Origin of the sequence: Pedobacter aquae, from assembly GCF_008195825.1 — a bacterium.
Taxonomy (GTDB): domain Bacteria; phylum Bacteroidota; class Bacteroidia; order Sphingobacteriales; family Sphingobacteriaceae; genus Pseudopedobacter; species Pseudopedobacter aquae.
The window spans coordinates 2,607,481-2,630,376 of the sequence record NZ_CP043329.1 but is presented as its reverse complement, the minus strand read 5'-3'; the positions used below and the strand labels follow the sequence as shown (position 1 = coordinate 2,630,376).

Annotated in this window: 22 protein-coding genes; 17 read left to right on the top strand and 5 right to left on the bottom strand. The window is 34.4% G+C overall.

Annotation, left to right across the window (positions count from 1 at the left end):
- Positions 1 to 5: 5 nt before the first annotated feature.
- On the bottom strand, positions 6 to 1,937 hold the full coding sequence (dxs, locus tag FYC62_RS11515; RefSeq protein ID WP_149075012.1) for a 1-deoxy-D-xylulose-5-phosphate synthase: 1,932 nt from the start codon (positions 1,935 to 1,937) through the stop codon (positions 6 to 8).
- A 169-nt stretch (positions 1,938 to 2,106) separates the two neighbouring features.
- Here dxs and FYC62_RS11510 point away from each other — a divergent pair, with 169 nt between their 5' ends.
- On the top strand, positions 2,107 to 2,868 hold the full coding sequence (locus FYC62_RS11510) for a segregation and condensation protein A (protein WP_149075011.1): 762 nt from the start codon (positions 2,107 to 2,109) through the stop codon (positions 2,866 to 2,868).
- Here FYC62_RS11510 and FYC62_RS11505 read toward each other — a convergent pair.
- Positions 2,825 to 3,847, bottom strand: coding sequence for a Gfo/Idh/MocA family protein (locus FYC62_RS11505; RefSeq protein WP_039448940.1), 1,023 nt, complete (start codon positions 3,845 to 3,847; stop codon positions 2,825 to 2,827). The genes FYC62_RS11510 and FYC62_RS11505 overlap by 44 nt on opposite strands.
- Positions 3,848 to 3,983: 136 nt before the next feature.
- Between FYC62_RS11505 and glyA the strand changes: the two genes are divergently transcribed.
- Complete coding sequence (gene glyA / locus FYC62_RS11500) at positions 3,984 to 5,258, top strand: serine hydroxymethyltransferase (RefSeq protein WP_149075010.1); 1,275 nt, start codon at positions 3,984 to 3,986, stop codon at positions 5,256 to 5,258.
- Between the two features lie 81 nt (positions 5,259 to 5,339).
- The gene (locus FYC62_RS11495) at positions 5,340 to 5,723 is read left to right on the top strand and encodes a response regulator (RefSeq protein WP_149075009.1); all 384 of its coding nucleotides are present in this window, start codon (positions 5,340 to 5,342) and stop codon (positions 5,721 to 5,723) included.
- A gap of 120 nt (positions 5,724 to 5,843) precedes the next feature.
- On the opposite strand, the gene FYC62_RS11490 is transcribed toward FYC62_RS11495, so the two are convergent.
- From FYC62_RS11490 to rlmN, 3 genes are read right to left on the bottom strand one after another with little or no spacing between them, the layout of a single operon-like run.
- The gene (locus FYC62_RS11490) at positions 5,844 to 7,232 is read right to left on the bottom strand and encodes a hypothetical protein (protein WP_149075008.1); all 1,389 of its coding nucleotides are present in this window, start codon (positions 7,230 to 7,232) and stop codon (positions 5,844 to 5,846) included.
- A 27-nt stretch (positions 7,233 to 7,259) separates the two neighbouring features.
- Positions 7,260 to 7,955, bottom strand: a complete 696-nt coding sequence (locus FYC62_RS11485) for a ComF family protein (RefSeq protein ID WP_149075007.1) — start codon at positions 7,953 to 7,955, stop codon at positions 7,260 to 7,262.
- 13 nt (positions 7,956 to 7,968) lie between these two features.
- Positions 7,969 to 9,024, bottom strand: a complete 1,056-nt coding sequence (gene rlmN / locus FYC62_RS11480) for a 23S rRNA (adenine(2503)-C(2))-methyltransferase RlmN (protein WP_039448944.1) — start codon at positions 9,022 to 9,024, stop codon at positions 7,969 to 7,971.
- Positions 9,025 to 9,155: 131 nt separating this feature from the next.
- Here rlmN and FYC62_RS11475 point away from each other — a divergent pair, with 131 nt between their 5' ends.
- The 14 genes from FYC62_RS11475 (at position 9,156) to ruvA (ending at position 22,872) form a co-directional block, all read left to right on the top strand.
- A complete protein-coding gene (locus FYC62_RS11475; protein WP_149075006.1) occupies positions 9,156 to 10,319 on the top strand; it encodes an amidohydrolase family protein in 1,164 nt (387 codons plus the stop codon).
- A 72-nt stretch (positions 10,320 to 10,391) separates the two neighbouring features.
- The gene (locus FYC62_RS11470) at positions 10,392 to 10,667 is read left to right on the top strand and encodes an acylphosphatase (protein ID WP_149075005.1); all 276 of its coding nucleotides are present in this window, start codon (positions 10,392 to 10,394) and stop codon (positions 10,665 to 10,667) included.
- A gap of 2 nt (positions 10,668 to 10,669) precedes the next feature.
- A complete protein-coding gene (locus FYC62_RS11465; RefSeq protein WP_149075004.1) occupies positions 10,670 to 12,151 on the top strand; it encodes an oligosaccharide flippase family protein in 1,482 nt (493 codons plus the stop codon).
- Entirely contained in the window at positions 12,148 to 12,582 is a 435-nt protein-coding gene (gene dut / locus FYC62_RS11460) for a dUTP diphosphatase (RefSeq protein ID WP_149075003.1), read from the top strand. The genes FYC62_RS11465 and dut overlap by 4 nt, the downstream gene beginning before the upstream one ends.
- A 3-nt stretch (positions 12,583 to 12,585) precedes the next feature.
- A complete protein-coding gene (locus FYC62_RS11455) occupies positions 12,586 to 14,082 on the top strand; it encodes a tetratricopeptide repeat protein (protein WP_168199434.1) in 1,497 nt (498 codons plus the stop codon).
- A gap of 17 nt (positions 14,083 to 14,099) precedes the next feature.
- Positions 14,100 to 14,321: a tetratricopeptide repeat protein gene (locus FYC62_RS11450; protein WP_168199433.1), complete on the top strand. Its 222-nt coding sequence runs from the start codon at positions 14,100 to 14,102 to the stop codon at positions 14,319 to 14,321.
- Positions 14,299 to 15,081, top strand: a complete 783-nt coding sequence (locus FYC62_RS11445; protein WP_149075000.1) for a DUF4292 domain-containing protein — start codon at positions 14,299 to 14,301, stop codon at positions 15,079 to 15,081. Before FYC62_RS11450 ends, FYC62_RS11445 begins: the two co-directional genes overlap by 23 nt.
- Before the next feature lie 22 nt (positions 15,082 to 15,103).
- Entirely contained in the window at positions 15,104 to 16,363 is a 1,260-nt protein-coding gene (locus FYC62_RS11440; RefSeq protein WP_039448956.1) for a murein hydrolase activator EnvC family protein, read from the top strand.
- A gap of 67 nt (positions 16,364 to 16,430) precedes the next feature.
- Positions 16,431 to 16,733, top strand: a complete 303-nt coding sequence (locus FYC62_RS18035; RefSeq protein WP_039448957.1) for a Sec-independent protein translocase subunit TatA/TatB — start codon at positions 16,431 to 16,433, stop codon at positions 16,731 to 16,733.
- A 26-nt stretch (positions 16,734 to 16,759) separates the two neighbouring features.
- The gene (locus FYC62_RS11430) at positions 16,760 to 16,921 is read left to right on the top strand and encodes a Sec-independent protein translocase subunit TatA/TatB (RefSeq protein ID WP_026905154.1); all 162 of its coding nucleotides are present in this window, start codon (positions 16,760 to 16,762) and stop codon (positions 16,919 to 16,921) included.
- Positions 16,922 to 17,014: 93 nt separating this feature from the next.
- The gene (gatA, locus tag FYC62_RS11425) at positions 17,015 to 18,460 is read left to right on the top strand and encodes an Asp-tRNA(Asn)/Glu-tRNA(Gln) amidotransferase subunit GatA (protein ID WP_039448991.1); all 1,446 of its coding nucleotides are present in this window, start codon (positions 17,015 to 17,017) and stop codon (positions 18,458 to 18,460) included.
- A 56-nt stretch (positions 18,461 to 18,516) separates the two neighbouring features.
- Positions 18,517 to 19,911: a LysM peptidoglycan-binding domain-containing protein gene (locus tag FYC62_RS11420; protein WP_039448958.1), complete on the top strand. Its 1,395-nt coding sequence runs from the start codon at positions 18,517 to 18,519 to the stop codon at positions 19,909 to 19,911.
- A gap of 59 nt (positions 19,912 to 19,970) precedes the next feature.
- A complete protein-coding gene (locus FYC62_RS11415; protein ID WP_149074999.1) occupies positions 19,971 to 22,259 on the top strand; it encodes an NADP-dependent malic enzyme in 2,289 nt (762 codons plus the stop codon).
- Between the two features lie 28 nt (positions 22,260 to 22,287).
- Positions 22,288 to 22,872: a Holliday junction branch migration protein RuvA gene (ruvA, locus tag FYC62_RS11410; protein ID WP_149074998.1), complete on the top strand. Its 585-nt coding sequence runs from the start codon at positions 22,288 to 22,290 to the stop codon at positions 22,870 to 22,872.
- Positions 22,873 to 22,896 lie beyond the last annotated feature (24 nt).

The window sequence follows — 22,896 nt, the reverse complement described above, 5'->3', positions numbered from 1 at the left end:
AACTTTTACCCCACCAACCGCTCAGTAGGTTTAGCTTTTACCATTTCCTTTACCGTTTTTAAAATAGCAAAAGCATCATAGCCACACTCGTTCCAAAGTTCTGCTTGCTCACCGTGTTCTATAATAGCATCTGGTATGCCTAGGCGTTTTACAACAGCTTGGTATTGATGGTCTGCCATAAACTCTAGCACAGCACTTCCCATTCCGCCTTGTATACAGCCATCCTCCACGGTAATTACATTTTTAAAGTTTTTGAAAACTTCATGTAAAAGCTCTTCATCAATAGGTTTTGCAAAGCGCATATCGTAATGTGCAGGATAATAACCTTCAGCATTGAGTTCTAGACAGGCTTTAGCAGCCTCATTGCCAATATGACCAATGGTTAAAATAGCAACATCTTCTCCAGCGGTAATTTTTCTTCCTTTTCCTATTTCAATTTCTTTCAGTGGTCTCTTCCATTCTGGCATAACACCATTACCACGTGGGTAGCGAATAGAAAATGGTCCACCATGATTTTTTAATTGAGCAGTGTACATCAGGTTTCTGAGCTCTTCCTCATTCATAGGGGCAGAAACAATCATATTTGGAATACACCTAAAATAGGCAATATCATAAGCCCCATGATGCGTTGGTCCATCAGCGCCAGCTATACCTGCTCTATCTAAACAAAAAACTACTGGAAGCTTTTGCAAGGCAACATCATGTACCACTTGGTCATAAGCCCTTTGCATAAAACTCGAGTAAATATTACAGAAAGGAATTAAGCCTTGTGTTGCCAAACCAGCCGCAAAAGTTACAGCATGCTGCTCGGCAATACCCACATCAAAAGCCCTATGAGGCATGGCTTTCATCATGATATTTAAAGAGCAACCAGACGGCATGGCAGGGGTAATCCCCATCACTTTATCATTCATTTCTGCTAACTCTACCATGGTATGCCCAAAAACATCCTGATATTTTGGTCCTTGTGGTTTAGAAGGAGCGGTTTTTTTGATTTCTCCTGTAATCTTGTTAAATAAGCCTGGAGAGTGCCATTTAGTTTGGTCTTTCTCTGCCAAAGCGTAGCCTTTACCTTTTACGGTTACACAATGTAATAATTTAGGCCCTGGTATGTCTCTTAAGTCTTTTAAAACTTTAGCTAAATGAACTACATCATGACCGTCAATAGGGCCAAAGTATCTAAAATTTAAAGCTTCAAATAAATTGCTTTTCTTTAATAAGGTACCCTTAATGCTTTTCTCAATCTTTTTTACTATTTCATGTGCATTGGGGCCTAGTTCTGATATTTTGCTTAAAACGGCAGAAACATCATCCCTAAATTTATTATAAGTTTTACTGGTGGTAATATCGGTAAGGTAATCTTTTAAGGCCCCAACGTTAGGGTCTATAGACATGCAATTATCGTTTAAAATAACTAAAACGTTAGAATTTTCTATTCCTGCATGGTTTAAAGCTTCAAATGCCATACCGGCAGTCATAGAGCCATCTCCTATAACAGCTACATGTTGACGGTCTTTTTCTCCTTTATAATGTGAAGCAACTGCCATACCCAACGCTGCTGATATAGAGGTAGATGAATGGCCTACACCAAAAGTATCATACTCACTTTCTGACCTTTTTGGGAAACCGCTAATACCTTTATATATTCTATTGGTATGAAATACTTCTCTTCTTCCGGTTAATATTTTATGTCCGTATGCCTGATGACCTACATCCCAAACCAATTGGTCATAAGGTGTATTCATCACATAATGTAAAGCAACAGTTAACTCCACAACTCCTAAGCTGGAAGCAAAATGCCCTCCATTAACAGATACAATATCAATAATATATTGACGTAGTTCTTTACAAATCTCCGTTAAATCTTCTTCTTTAAATTTCTTTAAATCAGAGGGTATATTTATTTGTGATAATAGGTGGCCCGCCTGTACTTCCATTTTTACGTTTAGGAGTAATTAATTTACAAATTTAAAAGAATAATTCTATTAAATATCATGACAATTTACAAGATTGATTTGTTTTTAAGAAAGGTATATTTTTTAATGGATAAGTAAGCTTAGCCTATTGTTGTAAATTGAAAGTGGTTGGTTATATTTGAGCTATTAAATGAACCCACAAGAAAGCTTTGCTATAAAATTACCCATGTTTGAAGGTCCGTTTGACCTTTTGCTGTTTTTTATAGAGCGTGATGAACTTGATATACACAATATCCCGATAGCAAAAATTACAGATGATTTTCTGAATTATATTCACCAGATGAATGCTTTAAATATGGAGTTGGCTAGTGAGTTTATTTATGTTGCGGCTACTTTAATGCGTATTAAAGCTAAAATGCTATTACCTAGGGTAGAACTAGATGAAGATGGTAATGAGGTTGATTTAAAGCAAGATTTAATTCAGAAATTATTAGAGTATAAACGTTTTAAAGCTGTTACAGAGGAGTTTAAGCTTTTAGAAGAAGAACGATTTTTTAAAGAGAAGAGAGGTAATATTGCTGAGGATTTAAAAAGGTTTACAGAAGGAACACAATCTACAGAAGAAGAACTAGCCTCGTTTGACTTATATAAACTTTTGAAGATTTACCATAAACTGATGCAGGCTTATCAAATAAAATCTGAAGAAGTGAAGCATACCGTTGTGCAGTATCCGTATACCATAGAGGAACAAAAGATTGTGATTGGCGAACTGCTCAGAATTAACAGTCGCTTAGATTTTAAAAATCTTGTTCAGCAATCAAAAGACAAGGTGCAATTTGTTTATAATTTTCTAGCGGTTTTAGAAATGTTACAACAACAGCTTATTCAGATACAGGTTGGCTTAGGTTTTAATAACTTTTGGATTGTAAACAAAGAAGAGCCTGTTCTATAAAATGAACCACATGTAATTCATCAACTAACCTAATTTCAGGTTCTTTATCTTCTTGTATGCAAGAAATTACCTTCTTAATGAAAACATCATGCTTATCTGCCGAGCCTTGATAGTAATTATATTGGTTAGCATGTGTAAGTTTATCAAAAACAGGGATATCAAATTGATCTTGTAATTGCACAAAATCGAGTTTCTCCATATATTGCCCACCAACTTTTACATTGCCTTTAGTACCAATGATGGTGATACTGCTTTCTATATTACTATTCCATGCAGCATTGGTATAATTAAAATTGCCTTTTCCTCCTTTTGGTAAATCAAAACTTATGGCGCCGCTATCGTCAAACTCAGTATCAATATTTGTTCTTAATTTATAAGATTGACTTTTTATGTCTTTGGGTTCACCGCAAAGCCAAATCATTAAATCAATAAAATGACTAAATTGGGTATAAAGTGGGCCGCCGCCTAAGCTTTTTGTTGCTCGCCATGGCGAATCATTATAATATTGCTGGCACCTATTCCAAAAGCAGTTAATTTGCATGTAAAGAATATCACCTAGCATGTTATGGTCTATTAATTTTTTAAGCCAAATAGAAACCGGGCTATACCTGTTTTGCATAACGGCAAAAACTTTTTTGCCAGATTTTTCTTCTGCCAACATCATATCTCTTACATCATCAGCGGTAAGGGCTACAGGTTTTTCACAAATAACATGGTAACCAGCTTCTAAGCAATCGATGGTTTGTTTAGCATGCAAGCCATTAGGGGTACAAATACAAACTACATCGGCAGGAATTTTTGCATTAAAAAAATCTTGAAGAGAAGTGAAAAAGGGAACTAAAGATTTTAATCTCTTTCTTCTGGCAAAATCAGGGTCTACAGCAGCAACTAAATCTGCATCTTCAAGAGTCTGAATAATTCTTGAATATTTGGCGCCAATATTTCCTACTCCAACTATTACGAAGCTCAATTTATTCATGTATAGTTTTTATCAAATAAATCGTATAAAATGCATAATTTAGGCTTTTAATAGAGTAGATTAAATTTTGATGAAAATGGCTACATTTTCGTTCTAAATATTTGCCCTAATATTAGCTAATAATATTTATAATTTCATGAAAAAAGACAAAATTATTTTTGATTTAATTAACGAGGAGCAGCAAAGACAAGAGCAGGGCCTAGAGCTAATTGCTTCTGAAAACTTTGTAAGTGAGCAAGTTATGATGGCTGCGGGCTCTGTTTTAACAAACAAGTATGCCGAAGGCTTACCGGGTAAAAGGTATTATGGTGGCTGTGAAGTTGTTGATGAAATTGAAAATATTGCCATTGATAGAGCTAAGCAATTATTTAACGCAGCATGGGCAAATGTTCAGCCTCACTCTGGTGCACAAGCAAATGCGGCTGTTTTTTTAGCAGTTTTAAACCCGGGAGATAAAATTTTAGGATTTGACTTAGCTCATGGTGGTCACTTAACTCATGGTTCTCCGGTGAATTTTTCTGGTAAGATATACCAACCATTTTTCTACGGTGTAGAAGAAGAAACTGGCCTTATCAATTACAAACAATTAGAAGAAGTGGCTTTAAGAGAGAAACCAAAATTAATTATTTGCGGTGCTTCTGCTTATTCTAGAGATTGGGATTATGAATTTATTAGAGCTGTAGCTGATAAAATTGGTGCTTTAGTTTTGGCAGATATTTCGCATCCATCTGGATTAATAGCCAGAGGTTTGTTAAAAGATCCACTTCCACATTGCCATATTGTTACTACAACTACTCATAAAACTTTAAGAGGTCCAAGAGGTGGTTTAATTATGATGGGTAAAGATTTCGAAAACCCATTCGGAATAAAAACACTTAAAGGAGAAACCAGAATGATGTCTTCTTTATTAGATGGAGCTGTTTTCCCTGGTACACAAGGTGGTCCTTTAGAGCATGTTATCGCAGCTAAAGCTATTGCTTTTGGCGAAGCTTTAAGTGATGAATATATGGATTATGCATTACAAGTGAAGAAAAATGCACAAGCTATGGCAAAAGCATTTGTAAGTCGTGATTATAAAATTATTTCTGGTGGTACAGATAATCATTTAATGCTTATTGATTTAAGTAATAAAAATATCACTGGTAAAGTAGCCGAAGAGGCTTTAGGTGCAGCAGATATTACTGTAAATAAAAACATGGTTCCTTTTGATAAACGTTCGCCTTTTGTAACATCAGGTATAAGAGTGGGTACTGCCGCTATTACCACTAGAGGTTTAAAAGAAGAGCACATGGAAACTATTGTTGGTTTTATTGATGAAGTGATTAAAAATCATGAAGATGAAACTATTTTAGAAAGTATAGCTGATCAGGTTAATGATTTGATGGAGAAATTTCCTTTATACAAAGGTTAAAATATAGCGTCCTTTCTTTCCTATCCAAGAAAGGACGCTTTTTAAATGGAGTTAATGTTTTAAGTGACATCATATAATTAAATGACCTACCAAAAAAAAATATTAATTGTAGATGATAATGATATCAATAAGCTATTGATAAAAAAGATGCTTTCCAGATTTGAATTGGATATGGATTTTGCATCAAACGGGCAAGAAGCTTATGATATGATTTTAACTAAGGTTTATGATATTGTCTTGATGGATGTGCATATGCCTATTTTAAGTGGCTTAGAAGCTACCCGAAAAATAAGAGCTCAAGAAGATTTATACTTTAAAGAGTTGCCTATCATCGCCTTAACATCTTGTATTATGCCTACAGATATTGATGAGGTTTATGAATATGGGATGAATGATTATCAATCTAAGCCATTTAAAACAGAAGAGCTTCTGGAAAAAATTGAGAGACTAAGACTTGTTAAGTAAAGCATTTAAAAAGGAAAAAGCGAAGTCTGCTACAGATCTCCGCCTTTTCTTAATCTAAATTAACGCTCTCAGATACTTATACTATACATTTCCTGGAAGGTTACAATTTTTTTTATTTTTTTAATCTTCATAGCAACCCAAGGTAGAAGGGTAAACTCTTTTAATACCTTTTAAATCTTTATTAAGCGCTAAACCATAAGTTGTACTAGTTAAATTAACACCTTTACTTCTTGCTGCACTATTGGTAGCAGTTTTATAATTCCCCTCTCTAGGGTTTATAAAAGCAGGGTCTTGATTCAGGAAATTACCATTATTAATATTCACATCTGATGTTAGTCTGTTACTCCTAATAATATTAGCTTCAAAATTTTGCGTAAAAATTTGATTAGTACCTCTACGACTAATTTCTAATTCTTCTCTTAATACTCCCCAAATGATATTGTTTTTAAATAAGGCATTAAAATTAAAGGCAGTAGAAGAATTATAGCTATGGTCTGCCAAATAAACCGATGGTGTAGAACGAGCTAAACTAAAGTTATAGCCCGCAAAAGTATTTTGATAAAACTCATACCTTCCACCATTAATAGCCGCTAAAAGATATTGCCCACAATTAAAAAACAAATTATTATACGCGGTAATATCTGCTTGATAAGCTAATATCCCTGCAACTTGATGGTTTTTAATAACAGTATTACTTACTAGTACCTTAGGATTACTATTTCTACTTAAAGAATCAACCTGAAGACCAATAATGGCATTTTTAATACAACTGTAGTTGATGATATTATGACTAGAAGATGGAAAAATATGGATTCCTTCCCATTGTCCGGGTTCATCTCTATAAATTCTTTCTAACCTATCGCTAGCAAAGGTTATGCTGTCTTGTAAAGTTCCGTTAGCGGTAAGCGTACCATGAACCAGAAGTTTGGCATCTTTATGAAAATATATTCTTGCCCCAGGGGCTATATTTAGAGTAGCATTTTTATTTATTTTAAGCTGGTTATAAACAATATAAGGTTTTCCCTTGGTAAAGGTAGTCTGAGTATTAACCTCAACATTTTTTAAATAAATAGCGTTTTGCCCATAAGCTATGAGCGGTATTTTAACACGATTACCATTAAAATTACAGATGATAGAGTCTTCAACAATAAAGGGATTTTCTTGGTTATTTGGATTAATAGATGCCCTTACAAACACATAAATAGAATCATTCCCTTTAATTCTGATATTTTGCGCTTGGTTAGCATTTAATCCGTTAATGTTGATGCTAAAATCTGATGCACTACCTCTGGCCAACTTTAGCTCATTAATTTGAATACTGTTAGCATTGTAATTGAAAATTTTGAGGATACGTGTTGTTGTTCCCCTTTCAGTAAAAACGGTATCAAACAAAATAGAATCTGTAGAGAAGTTTAATCTTGCATTAGGGCTGGTTTCTAATAAATCTGTTTTGCTACAAGCTGTAGCAAATAAGATAATAGCTAACAAGAAATATAAAAGCTTCTTCATTCAATTTTTTGATACAAATATCCATAATTAGCTGGCAAATGCAATTCCTGCGATATGAATATCTTGTATGCCAGCTTTTTCCAATGCCAATACGCAAGCTTCTAGTGTAGCACCTGTGGTAATGGTATCATCTACCAATAATACCGATTTAAGATGTTTATCATTTTGAGTAGCCTCAAATACACTTTGCATATTGTAAAACCTAGATTCTCTTTTCATGAAAATCTGGCTATCTGATGATTTAACACGTTTTAAAACATGGTTTAATACGGGTATAGATAGACTTTCACTTAAACCTAAGGCAAATTGTTCGCTTTGGTTATATCCTCTTTTACGCTGTTTACTGGGGTGCAAGGGTACAGGTATAATGGCATCTATACTTTGGTAGCGCTGTTGTTTTTTTAAAACTTTACCATACATTTTGCCAAGCTCAACCCCAATTTCTGGATGATTGTTGTATTTTAATTGATGCATAAGGTTTTGTACTTTCCCTTCTTTACTGAAGAAAAGATAAGCTGCGGCAGATTTAACATGAACCTTTCCCCAAAACTGTTTTACCAGTTTATTTTCATCATCTAAATGGTAATCTGTAAAAGGTAATTGGTAAATGCAAGTAGTACAAATCAAGTATTCTTGATGCAATAAAGGGATACCGCAAGTATGGCAAAGCTTAGGAAAAAATAGTCCCCAGAAATCTTTTAGGTAGAGTTTAGCCAGATTCATGGCCTCAAAATAATTATTTATTTTCTTCTTTCACAGCCAATTGTCCACAAGCAGCATCAATATCTTTACCTCTACTTCTTCTAATATTGGTAATCACGCCTTGCTTTTTTAAATAATTAGCAAATATCTCGGTTTTATCAACGGCTGCATTTGTAAAATCAGCGAAAGCGATAGGGTTATATTCTATAATATTTACCTTACAAGGTACATGTTTACAAAAACGGGCAAGTTCTTTAGCATCTTCTAATTCATCATTAAAATTATTAAAGATGATATACTCGTAAGTAACCGGATTTTTAGTCTTAGCGAAATAATATTTAAGAGCCTCGGCTAAAGCAGCAAGTGAGTTTTGCTCGTTAATAGGCATAATCTCATTCCTCTTGCTATCATTTGCAGCATGTAAAGACAAGGCTAAATTAAATTTTACATCATCATCACCTAATTTTTTAATCATTTTAGCGATGCCAGCCGTAGAAACTGTTATTCTTTTATAAGACATGTTTAAGCCATCTTCTGCTGTAATTCTATCTATAGATTTTAAAACATTGCTGTAATTTAATAAAGGTTCGCCCATGCCCATGTAAACAATATTAGACAGTGGAATGCCATAATGTTCTTTCGCTTGTTGGTCTATTAAAACAACTTGGTCATAAATTTCATCGGCATTTAAATTTCGCTTTCTCTCCATATAACCCGTAGCACAAAATTTACAGGTTAAACTACAGCCAACTTGAGAGGATACACAAGCCGTCATTCTTTCTGTTGTAGGAATTAAAACACCTTCTATCAAATGTTTATCATGTAAAACAAATGTGTTTTTGATGGTTTTATCACTACTAAACTGAGAGGTATTAACTTTAACAGCATTAATTACAAATAGCTCGTTAAGTTTTTCGCGAAGTGGTTTGGAGAGATTACTCATTTCATCAAAACTAAAAGCAGATTTTTTCCAAAGCCATTCATACACTTGATTAGCTCTGAAAGCTTTTTCTCCAAGGTCTAAAAAACGTTTTTTTAAATCTTCCAGAGATAAGCTCCTGATGTCTGTTTTAGTTATTTGAGTATCCATTTATGGTTGCAAAATTACAATTTATATTTACAAGCTTAGGTAATATTCATATTATGGTATAAAGATTGTTCAAGTTCAATTATCAATTTAATATATATTCAAATAATTAACGATAAATCCAAAATTTTGCAATGAGGAAGTTTACAGCAGATTATATTTTTACATTAGAGTCAGAACCATTAAAAAATGGTTTAATTGTAACTGATAATGAAGGAAAAATTCTTGCCGTAAACGATTCGTTTGATGAAAAGGACAAAGAAATTGAACACTTTAATGGCGCTATAGTTCCTGGTTTCATTAATGCACATTGTCATCTAGAATTATCTCATCTTAAAGATAAAATTGAACCGGGTAATGGTTTAGTTGCTTTTCTTAAAGATGTAATTGCTATAAGAGGTAAAGAAAGTAAAGATGTACAGAAAGCTATACAGGCTGCCGACAAAGAAATGTGGAAGAATGGAATAGTTGCCGTTGGCGATATTTCAAATACAGACATTACTGCAAAAATAAAAACACAAAGTCCTATACACTACCATACATTTGTTGAAATGGTTGGGCTAGACCCTGCAAAGGCAGATGAAGTGATGGAAAAGGCTATTGCAACAGCAAATGCTTTTGATACTTCTGTATCTTTAACACCTCATGCACCTTATACTTTATCAAAGGCATTATTAAAAAAGCTTTATAATTATTGTAAGCATAAGGTAAACCCTATCAGTTTGCATAACCAAGAAAGTGATGAGGAGAATAAATTCTATCGCTACAAAACCGGTGAATTTGTAAAGTTTTATGAAGATTTAGGTATCAATATAGATTATTTTTCGCCACTTTCTAAAAATACCATGCAAGCTATTGTTCCTTTATTGCCAGAGATGCAACGCATTTTATTGGTACATAATGTGTATACCAGCTTAAAAGATGTTTACATGTTAAGAAGGTTCACCAAAAATATTTTCTGGTGTTTCTGTCCAGGTGCAAATTTATATATCGACCATAAACTACCTGCATTTGATTTCTTTAAGCAAAGCGATTACCCTATAACTTTAGGTACAGATAGTTTAGCATCAAACCACGGGTTAAGCATTTTAGAGGAAATGAAAATCATTCATCAGCATAGAGAAGATTTTTCTTTCGAAACTTTATTAAAGTGGGCTACCATAAACGGAGCAAAGTTTTTAGACTTAGACAAAGAGCTAGGAAGTCTTGCAGTAGGAAAAAAACCAGGTTTAAACCTCATCTCAAATTTCAAGAATAACCACCTTACAGAAAAATCTACTGTTAAAAAGCTTATTTAATTTGGATAATCATGAGTAAACAGCCAAATTAGCTTTGTTTAAATAGTTGTTTCTTTTGTTTTTATCAATTTTATGAAGAAGGCTTTCCAAATTACAGTTAAAGGAAAAGTACAGGGTGTGTTTTTTAGAGCCTCTACAAAAGCCGTGGCAGACCAGCTGGGCGTTAAAGGAAATGTGAAGAATTTGCCTAATGGCGATGTATTTATAGAAGCCGAAGTTGATGCTTTTTTTGAGCAAGATTTTTTAGAATGGTGCAAAACCGGCCCTGATGAGGCAGAAGTAACCGCTTTAGAAGTAAAAGAAGCAGAATTAAAAAACTTCATTAATTTTGAGATTCTAAAAAGATAAGCTTGTCTGTATTAAGAAAATTTGCTGGCCAAACTGCAATTTATGGTTTAAGTACCATAGCATCTCGTATCCTTAACTTCTTTCTTACACCGGTTTATACCCTGGTTTACAAACCGGCTGTTTATGGTATTTTCACCACCCTTTACGCTTATGCATCTATTTGCAATGCAGTAATGGCCTTTGGTATGGAAACCACCTTTTTTAGGTTCATCAATAAAAATGAGGGAGATAAGGAAAAAGTTTATAGCAATACATTTCTGGTAGTTTTGTTGTTAGGGCTTTTATTTCTAAGCACAACTTTCTTATTTCTTGACCCTTTGGCGCAATGGCTACAAGCAGGTAAGCAAAGCTCTTTAGCAGATTATAAGCTATATATCCAATACTTTATTTTCATTTTATTTCTAGATGCTTTAGCCGTGATTCCTTTTGCCAGAGTAAGGGCAGAAGGAAAGCCCAAACGCTATGCTATCATCAAATTTGTTAATATTTTAAGTTTTATCTCGCTCAATTTGTTTTTCATCTTTGGTATTCCCTTCATCATTCATCATCGGCTGCCATTTTCAAACGAGTTATCGCAGTTTTACCAGACAGAATGGATAGGATATGTTTTTATTTCTAACTTAATAGCCAGCGGTTTAACGCTTTTACTATTGCTGCCAGAGCTGCTAAAACTAAAATTTAATCCCGATAAGAAGTTGGTTTTAGATATGTTTACCTACAGTTTTCCTATTCTTATAGCCAACCTTTCTTTTATTATTAATGAGAATTTAGATAAAATTTTCTTAGGTCAATTATTGCCAGCCGCTATTAGCGAAGAGCAAGTAGGTATTTATGGCGCTTGTAGTAAATTGGCTATTTTCTTAAGCATCTTCATCAATGCTTTTAGGCTTGGTGCCGAGCCTTTTTTCTTTAACCATGCAAAAAATAGCAATGCTAAAGAAACTTATGCAACTATCATGAGTTATTTTATCATAGCGCTAAGTATCATCTTTGTAGGTTTGGTGGCCAATATAGAATTACTTAAATATTTTATTGGCGAGGCTTATTGGGTAGGCTTAAATGTTGTGCCTGTTTTATTATTAGGGTATTTAAGTTTAGGGATATACATGAACTTATCGGTATGGTATAAACTATCAGACCAAACAAAATATGGTTTATACATATCTGGTATTGGGGCAGTTTGTACCATTATCCTTAATCTTATATTTATTCCCTTATGGGGATATATGGCATCGGCATGTATATCTTTAACGGTGTATATGTTAATGATGATTTTGTCTTATATATGGGGGCAAAAACATTATCCAATACCTTATAAATTGAGGAAGGATATGATGTATATTGGTTTAGCTGTGCTATTTGTTTTTGCTTCTTTTGTATTATTTAAGCGAAATATCATAGCTGGTAATATTTTATTATTACTTTTCACTTCCATCATTGTTTATACAGAGAAAGATACTCTAAAACGCATTTTTAAAATATGAAGATTAACATCATCAATAAATCTAATAACCCTTTACCTCATTATGAAACTGTAGCTTCAGCAGGTTTAGATTTAAGAGCAAATTTAGAAAGCCCAGAATCATTAAAACCTTTAGAAAGAAAGCTTATCTCAACAGGTTTGTTTATAGAGTTACCTATGGGTTATGAAGCGCAAATAAGACCCAGAAGTGGTTTAGCATATAAATCTGGTATCTCTATTGTCAATAGTCCGGGTACTATTGATGCCGATTATAGAGGAGAAATTAAAATATTACTTATAAACCTTTCTACCGAAGATTTTGTCATTAACCATGGCGATAGAATAGCACAAATGGTTATAGCGGCACATGAGCAGGCAGAATGGGTTGAAGTTGATGTACTAAGCGAAACAGAAAGAGGTGCCGGTGGTTATGGGCATACAGGAGTAAAATAAATGATGAATAAGAAGCATATCTTAATTTTAGCTTTAACCTTTGCAGGGCTGTTGAGTTATGCTCAAAAAAACAAGAATAAACAGCAAGAATTTATCGTTCTAAGCGGTAAGCAGCTGTCTCAGCAGGATAGCAGCTTGGTAGAAAACCTATATTTTTCTGGTCTTAAAGAGAAAGTTTCTGATAATTACAGTTTAGCAGCAGATTTTTTTAAAAGAGCTTTAGATATAGATCCTTTACATCATTTTTCTGCTTATGAATTGGCTCAAATTTATTTCAGAGCCAAAGATTTTGAACAAGCCAAAAATTTCATTCAAAAGGCTATCACCGTAGAAACACAAAACGAGTGGTACTGGTTACTTTCTTCCAATATTTATCAGGAACTTAAGGATTATCAGTTGCTCCATTACGCCTTAACAGAATTGGTAAAAACAGCTCCTGATAAAATAGAATATCAACTAGATAAGGCTAACACCTTGATGATTTTAAAGAAAAACGATGAGGCCTTAGCTATTTATGATGCTTTAGAACAACAATACGGCTCAAATCCTGAAATTATTAAAGGCAAACAAAGCATTTTTGTTAGTAAGGGAGATTTTAAAGGTGCTACTACTCATTTGCAAAAGCTAATTGATGAAAACCCAGAAGAGGTTGTTAATTATATTTATCTAGGAGATTTATATTTTAATAACAGACAAAAAGATAAAGCGCTTGAGGTGTATAAAAAAGCAAAAGTTTTAGCTCCAGAGAATGCTTATATCAATCTAGCTTTGGCTGATATTTACAACTCGATAGGTAAAAATGAAGAAGCTTTTAACGAGTTAAGAGTTGCTTTTTCGCATCAAGAATTAGATATAGACCAAAAGATAAAGATTATCATCAGTTATTTTTCTGCTTTTCAAGAGTTAAGAGCAGTTAGGTATGCCGAAACTTTATCTAGAACTTTAACAGAAATACATAGCAATGAAGCTAAAGCTTTTGCGGTTTATGGCGATGTTTTGTATCAAAAGAACGAGTTAGATAAAGCTAAACTAGCTTACCAGCAGGCGGTAATTTTAAACAAGCAAATTTATGTGGTTTGGGATCAACTGATTAGGATAAAGCTTGCCCTTAATGATATGGCAGGTGTGGTTAAAGATGGGGAGGAAGCATTAACATTATTTCCCAATCAGGCTGTTTTATACGTTTATACGGCTTTAGCTTATAATCAGTTAAAACAAAGTGAAAAGGCTGTAAATTATTTAAATGCGGCACTTAATTACGAGCTTAATAATGCTTTAAAAGTACAGGTTTACAGTAGCTTAGGCGATGCTTATCAAAGTTTAAAGAAATTTAAAGAATCTGTTGCAGCTTATGAAAAAGCATTAGCTTTAGAGCCCGATAATGTATATGCGCTCAACAATTATGCTTATTATTTATCGTTAAGAGATGAGAATCTTGAAAAAGCCGAGCGTATGTCTTATCGTTCTAACCAGTTAGAAAAAGACAATTCTTCTTTTTAGATACTTACGCTTGGATATTGTTTAGGCAAAAGAAGTACAAAGAGGCTAAAGATTGGATAGAAAAAGCTTTAAAAGCAAGCGATAACCAAAGCGCCACCATTGTAGAGCATTATGGAGATATTATTTTCCACTTAGGAGATAAGGCCGGGGCTTTAGAACATTGGAAAAAAGCGCTTCAATTAGGAGAGAAAAGTATATTATTACAAAAGAAGATTAATGAAGGCAAATATTTTGAATAACATTTTCTTAATGCTAATAGCTTTGTTTTTTACAACAGCTTGCAGTACAAAAAGAATAGTTTCAAATACGGGTACAGTTGCGGTAGAAAAGAAGGTGAAGTTTAGTTTATCTGATATCAAAAAGAAAGGATTTTCTTTCGAAACTTTAGCTGCCAAAGCAAAAGCTAGTATTGATATAGCGGGTAAAAATCAGGATTTAAACCTCAATCTCAGGATAAAAAAAGGACAAATCATTTGGTTATCGGTAACGGCATTTGCTGGGGTAGAAGTGGCTCGTTTATATGTAACACCAGATAGCGTTAAATTAATCAATCGCCTCAATAGCGAATATGTATTGAAGCCTTTTAACTTTATTCATCGTTATACCAGTTCTGCTATTTCTTATCAAGAATTAGAAGCTTTATTTATAGGTAATACCTTACCCTTTGCGCTAGTGAATGGAAGTTCAAAAATTACAGAAGAAAATAAGCTTTTTTACTTAGCAGGTAATTATGAGAATCTACATTTTAAGCATCAGTTTAATGAAGTTTTACAATTATTAAAGCTAGAGCTAAAAGATACTTTGGCAGAACAAAAATTAGAAGCTTCTTATCAAGATTATAGACCTTTATCAGGGAAAGATTTTCCTTACCAAATAAGTTTAAGTTCTAGTATAGAAAATCAAAAAGTGAGTTTAAATCTTAACTATCAAACTGTACAGGTTCAGGTACAACAAGATTATCCCTTTAATATTCCTAAAAGATACACCTTGATAGAATAATTTTTTAGATACCTTTGCGAAAATGAAGTACTTTAAAGCCCTTATCATATTCTTTTTGCTGGCCATTGGCAGTAACCAATTATTTGCCCAAACCAGAGCAGAGTTAGAGCGTAGGAAAGCACAGCTCAATAAAGATATTGAGATGATTAATAATACGCTTAAAAAGACAGCTTCTAGTAAGAAAGTTACTCTACAACAATTAAATGCTTTAAGAGCGCAGATAAGATTACGTGAAGAGAAAATCAGAACCATAAATTCTGAGGTGAGATTACTAGACGGGCAAATCAATGAAAATCTTAATACAGTTAAATCGCTTCAATCTCAGTTAAAACAGCTTAAAGTAGATTATGCTGCCATGATAAGATTTGCCCAAAAAAACCAAGGCGCATATAGTAAGTTGATGTATATTTTTGCAGCAAATGATTTTAACCAGGCTTATAAAAGGATGAAATACTTGCAGCAGTTTAGCGAGTATCGTATCAAGCAGGCCAATTATATCGAGGAAACTCAAAATAATTTAAGAGGAAAAATTGCTGTTCTAAATAAGAATAAGCAAGAAAAAGATCACCTCTTAACAGACCAACAGAAAGAAAAAAACAAGTTGGGCAATGAGCAGGCCAACCAAGCTAAGGTGGTGAAGACATTAACCTCTCAAGAGAAAAAGTTAAAACAAAACTTAGCTCAAAAACAAAGAGATGCAGCTAAATTAGATAGAGCAATTAGAGAGGCTATCCAGAGAGAGATTGCAATTGCTAAAAAGAAAGCAGAAGATGAAGCCAGAGCCGCGGCCGCAAAAGCCAAAGCAGAAGGTAAAGAGGCGCCAGTTGCAAAATCAAGTAGCGGGTCTATTTTATCAGCAACACCAGAGGCAGCAAAGTTATCAGCAGATTTTGTAAGTAATAGAGGCCGTTTACCATGGCCTGTAAGCAATGGTGTTATTACCGATGGTTACGGTAAAAGAAATGTTGTAGGAAACGTAACATCAGAAAATAATGGCTGGAATATACGGACAGGAGCAAATGCCTCTGTAAGAGCGGTTTTTGGTGGTACAGTTGCAAGGGTATTAGAAATTGCAGGTAAAGGTGTAGTGATGATTAGACATGGAGAGTTTTTTACCGTATATCAAAATTTAAAAACCATAAGTGTTAGTGCGGGCGAGAAGGTGAGTACCAAACAAAGCATAGGCACTGTTGGCGCAGATGAAGAGGGGGTTTCTGAAATTCATTTCGAACTTTGGAAGGGCATGCAAGCACAAAATCCATCGCTTTGGTTGGCTAATTAACATCATTAAGAAAAGGCGTTAAAGAATAAATTTTTTATATTTGCGTTTGAACTATTAAAAATAAAGCATGTACTACGGAGTTTTATTATTCTTAAATTTGGGTACTCCAGAAATTATGTTGATAGTTTTTGTGGCATTACTTTTATTTGGAGGTAAAAAATTGCCAGAGCTTGCCAGAGGTTTAGGAAAAGGAATAAGAGAGTTTAAAGATGCTTCTGATGGCGTTAAAAGAGAAATTCACAGAAATATCAATACATTAACTGCTGAAGAAGAGTTAAGAAGAGATGAAGCTGCGGCTCAAAGACCTTCTACCCAACAACCTGAAGAGGGAGTTACTTCAGTAGAAACAGAACAAACAATTAAACCGTAATTAATCACAATTAAAATATAAAGAAAATGGGTCTAGGTGCACCAGAAATTATACTTATAATAGTAGCCTTGTTACTATTATTTGGAGGTAAAAAAATTCCAGAATTGATGAGAGGCTTAGGGAAAGGTGTTAAAGAATTCAAAGACGGACAAAACGGAGTTGAGAAAAAGGAAGAAAAGCCACAATAATTTTCTTAATATCCAAATTATTTATGATTCTTGTAACCTTGAATCTTTTGAACCATTCTTACACTCAAAAGATCCAGGGTTTTGTTTTAAATGATGCTAGCAGAAACTACTTACAACTATTCTAAATTAGAAGATATACAGGCTGATATACGCTCTGGCGTATTAAAGCTGGAAGATTTGGTTACTTTTTATTTAGACCGCATTCAGCAATTGGCTGATCTAAATGCTTATTTAGAAGTTTTTGGAGAAGAAGCGCTAGCGCAAGCTAAAGAGATACAAAAAAAGATTGATAACGGTACAGCAGGCAAGTTAGCGGGTATGGTTATCGGTTTAAAAGATAATATCTCTTATAAAGGACATCGCTTATCTGCATCATCTAAAATATTAGATGGTTATGTTGCTATCTATTCTTCAACGGTTGTAGAACGTGTTTTAGCAGAAGACGCCATTATTATTGGGCGCTTAAATTGCGATGAGTTTGCCATGGGTGCTTCTAATGAAACTTCTTACTTTGGCCCCGTTAAGAATTTTGCTGATACCACAAAAGTTTCTGGTGGTTCATCGGGTGGTTCTGCCGTAGCAGTACAAGCTCATTTATGTTTGGCTTCGTTAGGTTCAGATACCGGAGGCTCTATTAGACAGCCAGCAGCTTTTTGTGGTGTAGTTGGGTTAAAACCTACTTATGCCAGAGTGTCAAGATATGGTATTGTAGCTTATGCTTCATCTTTTGATCAAGTAGGGCCTATAACCCGCTCTGTTGAAGATGCGGCTTTATTGTTAGAAGTAATTGCCGGAAAAGACAATTACGATAGTACTTCTGCCATAGAGCCTGTACCTGCATACTCTACCCTTTTAAGCAATTCATCAAAAAGAAAAATAGCTTATATCGAGGAAACTTTACACTCAGAAGGTTTAGATCCAGAGATTAAGCAAAACATAGAAGCTCAAATTCAACTATTACGTAGCCAAGGTCATACTGTTGAACCTGTTTCTTTCGAATATTTAGATTATGTTGTTGCAACTTATTACATCTTAACAACGGCAGAAGCTTCTTCTAATTTGGCTAGATATGATGGTGTACATTTCGGTTACAGAAGTGATTCATCAACAGATTTAATTAGCACTTATAAATTCTCTAGGTCTGAAGGTTTTGGAGATGAGGTGAAAAGAAGAATTATGTTAGGCACTTTTGTTTTAAGTGCTGGTTATTATGATGCTTATTATTCAAGAGCTCAAAAAATACGCAGGCTTATCAAAGAAAAAACCGAACATATTTTAGAAGATTACGATTTTATTTTAACTCCAACAACACCAACTCCTGCTTTTAATATAGGCGAGCAACCTACAGACCCTGTAGTGATGTACTTAGCAGATATTTTTACCGTAGGAGCGTCTTTAGCCGGACTACCTGCAATTTCTTTACCATCAGGCATCAATAAAGATGGTTTACCTTTAGGCATGCAAATTATTGGTAAGCGCTTTGGCGAGGCAGATTTGCTGTCTTTTTCAAAATATTATTCTGAACTAGACAAAAAATAATTATTTTGTGGCTAACCCTATTTAATTAATTGGCCGTAGCCGGAAAATTTTAAAGAATGAGAAGCATAAAAAGTCTTATCCTGTGTATATTATTTTTGCAAATAGCACAGGTTAAATCTCAGAATTTAATTAAAACCGATACCAGCAGAACATTATTAAGCCCCAAAGAATCTAGAACCATTAGAAATCTGGTAAGAACTGATTCTAGCTTTGTACCTACCCAATTACCTCTACAACTAGAGCTGTTAAAATATAATGCTAATTTGTTATATAAGTATCGGCTAGATTCTATAAAAACGCCAATTCCATTAGACTATAATCAGCAAGTACAAACTTATATTGATATTTTTCTTGGACAGAGAAAGTTTATGGTTTCCAAGATGCTAAGTTTAGGGAACTATTATTTTCCAATTTTTGAAAAAGCGCTAAAAATAAAACAAATACCAGAAGAGTTTAAGTTTTTACCTATCATAGAATCTTCTTTAGATCCGCATGCTGTATCGCGGTCTGGCGCTACGGGTTTGTGGCAATTTACCTACATCACCGGAAAGGGTTATGGTTTAACCATAGATAGCTATTTAGATGAGCGTAAAGACCCTATCAGCTCTAGCTATGCTGCTGCAAATTATTTAAAAGATGCTTATAAAGAGTTGGGAGATTGGCTGCTTACTTTAGCCGCTTATAATTGTGGTACAGGTTGCGTTAAAAGAGCTATACAAAGCGCTGGCGGAGTAAGAAATTATTGGGAAATTCAACCTTATTTGCCTGTAGAAACGCAAAATTATGTCCCTAAATTTATTGCGGTAACTTACCTCATGAATTATTATCATACCTATAAGGATATTAAAATACCTGACGCTGATGCTAAAATTAATATAGACTCTATTTATGTAAATAAATTTGTTGGTATTGATGACTTAGCTGCGGTTTTAGATATGGAGGAGAAAGATTTACAGATTTTAAACCCGGCTTATAAGCGAAATATCATCAACGGAAGTGAAGATAAGCCTAAAAGATTAATCATCCCTAAAGTGAGTTTTAAAACTTATGCTTCTTTATATGATATCTTGAACAATGATAAACCTCTTGCAGAATTAGCAGAAAATCCTGTTATTATGCCAGCCTCACAGTCGCAAGGTTATCATCTTGTAGCAAAAGGAGAAACTTTAGCTAGTATTGCTAATAAGTATCGTTTAGAAGCTCAAGACCTTAAAGTTTGGAACAATTTAAAAAGTTTCACCCTTGTGCCAGGGCAAAAAATTATCATCACCAAAGTAAACGAAGAAAAACCTAAACCACAATATTTAACCTATACCGTTAAACTTGGCGATACCTTAACCGCTATTGCAAAGAAATTTAACGGGGCAACAGTTAGCAGCATACAAACATTAAATAACCTCCAAAATGCGAGCCTTTCCGTAGGGATGGTGCTTAAAATTATGGCATTATAAAGAGGGAGCATATAAATCAATTAATCTTACAATTAGAGAGAATTTTTATTACAGAGGAAATGAGTAAGACTACCAGAAAGCAGGATGCTTTGGATTATCATTCACAAGGCAGACCGGGGAAAATTCAAGTTGTCCCAACAAAACCAACCAATTCACAAAGAGATTTAACATTAGCATACTCGCCAGGTGTTGCAGAACCTTGTTTAAAGATAGCGGCTAATCCGGAAGATGTTTATAAATATACTGCCAAAGGCAATTTAGTTGCCGTTATAAGTAATGGTACAGCAGTATTAGGTTTAGGCGATATTGGCCCTGAAGCCGGAAAGCCTGTAATGGAGGGTAAAGGTATTTTGTTTAAAATCTTTGCAGATATTGATGTTTTTGATTTAGAGCTGAACACCAAAACTGTAGATGAATTTGTGAATGTTGTTAAAGCACTAGAGCCAACGTTTGGAGGTATAAACTTAGAAGATATTAAAGCACCAGAATGCTTTGAGATTGAGCGTCGCTTAAAAGAGGAAATGAACATTCCTGTGATGCATGACGACCAGCATGGTACAGCTATCATCTCTGCGGCAGCTTTACTTAACGCTTGCGAACTTCAAAAAAAGAAAATCAAAGATGTTAAGATTGTTATAAACGGGGCTGGTGCTGCGGCTATTTCTTGTACCAGACTGTATGTTTCTTTAGGTGCGCAAAAAGAAAACATTGTAATGCTAGATAGAACTGGTGTTATTAGAGCAGATAGACCAGATTTAGATGGCACAAAAGCAGAATTTGCAACCAAAAGAGATATTGCTACCCTGGCAGATGCTGTAAAAAATGCAGATGTATTTATTGGCTTATCTTCTGCTGATATTTTAAGTGCTGAGGTTCTGAAAACAATGGCGCCTAATCCTATTGTTTTTGCTATGGCTAATCCAAATCCTGAGATTGCTTATGAACTTGCAGTAAAAACCCGCAAAGATATCATCATGGCCACCGGCCGTTCTGATTATCCTAACCAAGTAAATAACGTTTTGGGTTTCCCTTATATTTTTAGAGGTGCTTTAGATGTAAGAGCTAGAAGCATTAATGAAGAGATGAAGATTGCAGCTGTTAAAGCTATTGCTGAATTAGCAAAAGAGTCTGTTCCTGAGGCTGTTAATTTAGCTTATAACACTACAAATCTTAAATTCGGGAAAGATTATATCATCCCAAAACCTATAGATTTTAGATTAATTACCACAGTAGCACCTGCGGTTGCCAAAGCAGCTATAGCATCTGGTGTGGCAGGTACAACCATAAAAGATTGGGACGCTTACGCTGAGGAATTGAAAAAGCGTTTAGGAATGGATGATGCCATTGTTAGAGCGTTATCAAACAAAGCTAAATCTAACCCGCAAAGAGTAGTTTTTGCTGAGGCTGATAATTATAAAATCTTAAAAGCGGCACAAATTGTAAAGGATGATGGTATAGCCATCCCAATTTTACTTGGTAATAAATCCATCATCAATAAAATTATTGCTGATAATGATTTAGAATTAGAGGGTGTAGAGGTAATAGACCCGCTTGAAGAAATAGAATTGAGCGAGAAATTTGCCCAGTTCTTATACAGTAAGCGCCAAAGAAGAGGGATAACGCTTTATCAAGCCAGAAAATTGATGAGAGACAGAAATTACTTTGGCGCATCTATGGTAGAGTTTGGTAATGCCGATGCTTTAATTTCTGGTTTAACCAGAGATTATGGAACCACCGTAAAACCAGCTTTACAAATTATTGGTACAGAGTCTGGAGTTAATAAAGTAGCTGGTATGTACATGATGTTGACCAAAAGAGGTCCAGTTTTCTTTGCCGATACCACTATCAATTTAGCTCCTACTGCACAAGAACTGGTAGATATAACTTTATTGGTAAACAGGTCTGTTCAACAATTCAATATATCACCACGAATAGCTTTATTATCCTACTCTAATTATGGATCTAATGATGGTGAAGTTTCTCAAAAAACAAGAGAAGCAGTCAGGATTTTACACAACCAATTTCCAGATATTGTTGTAGACGGAGAGGTGCAGGCTAACTTTGCTTTAAACCCTGAGTTGATGAAAGATAATTTTTCTTTCTCTAAACTTAAAGATGGGCCGGCAAATACGTTGGTTTTTCCTAACTTAGAATCCGGAAATATTGCTTATAAACTTTTACAAGAATTAGGCGGTGCAGAAGCCGTAGGCCCAATATTGTTAGGCATGAATAAGCCAGTTCATGTATTACAATTGGGTAGTTCAGTAAGAGAAATAGTAAATATGGTAACTATAGCCGTTGTTGATGCACAGGATAAAGCTGCCATAAAGGTTTCTAAGAAAAAATAATATTTCATGAGCAATAAATTAAGTATTCATGTACGCTTATATTGATGGTAGGTTAACATTTAAATGTCCTACTTATGTTATTCTTGAAGCTGGTGGAGTTGGTTACCAACTCCACATTTCTTTACATACCTACACTTTATTAAAAGATGAAGAAAGATGTAAGATGTATGTTTGGCTTCATGTAAAAGAAGACGCACATACACTTTATGGGTTTATAGAAGAAGGCGAAAAGAGATTATTCCTGCATTTGATATCGGTAAACGGTATTGGGCCAAATACAGGAAGAATGATGCTTTCTTCCATCTCTCCGCAAGAAATAGAAGATGCCATTATCAAAGGAGATGTTGATCAAATAAAACGCATAAAAGGTATTGGGCCAAAATCTGCTCAGCGCTTAATCATTGAACTTCAGGATAAACTGAAAAAAGATGGTACTGGTACATTAATTTCTGCACCGTTAAACAATACTGCAAAAGAAGAAGCGTTAAGTGCTTTAGTGATGTTGGGTTTTGTTAAAAACAGCGCAGAAAAGGCAGTAGATTTTGCATTAAAAAACTCTGAAAAAGCACTTTCTGTAGAGGAGATTATAAAAATTGCTTTAAAAAACCTTTAATTGCTAATCCTAAACCATAATACG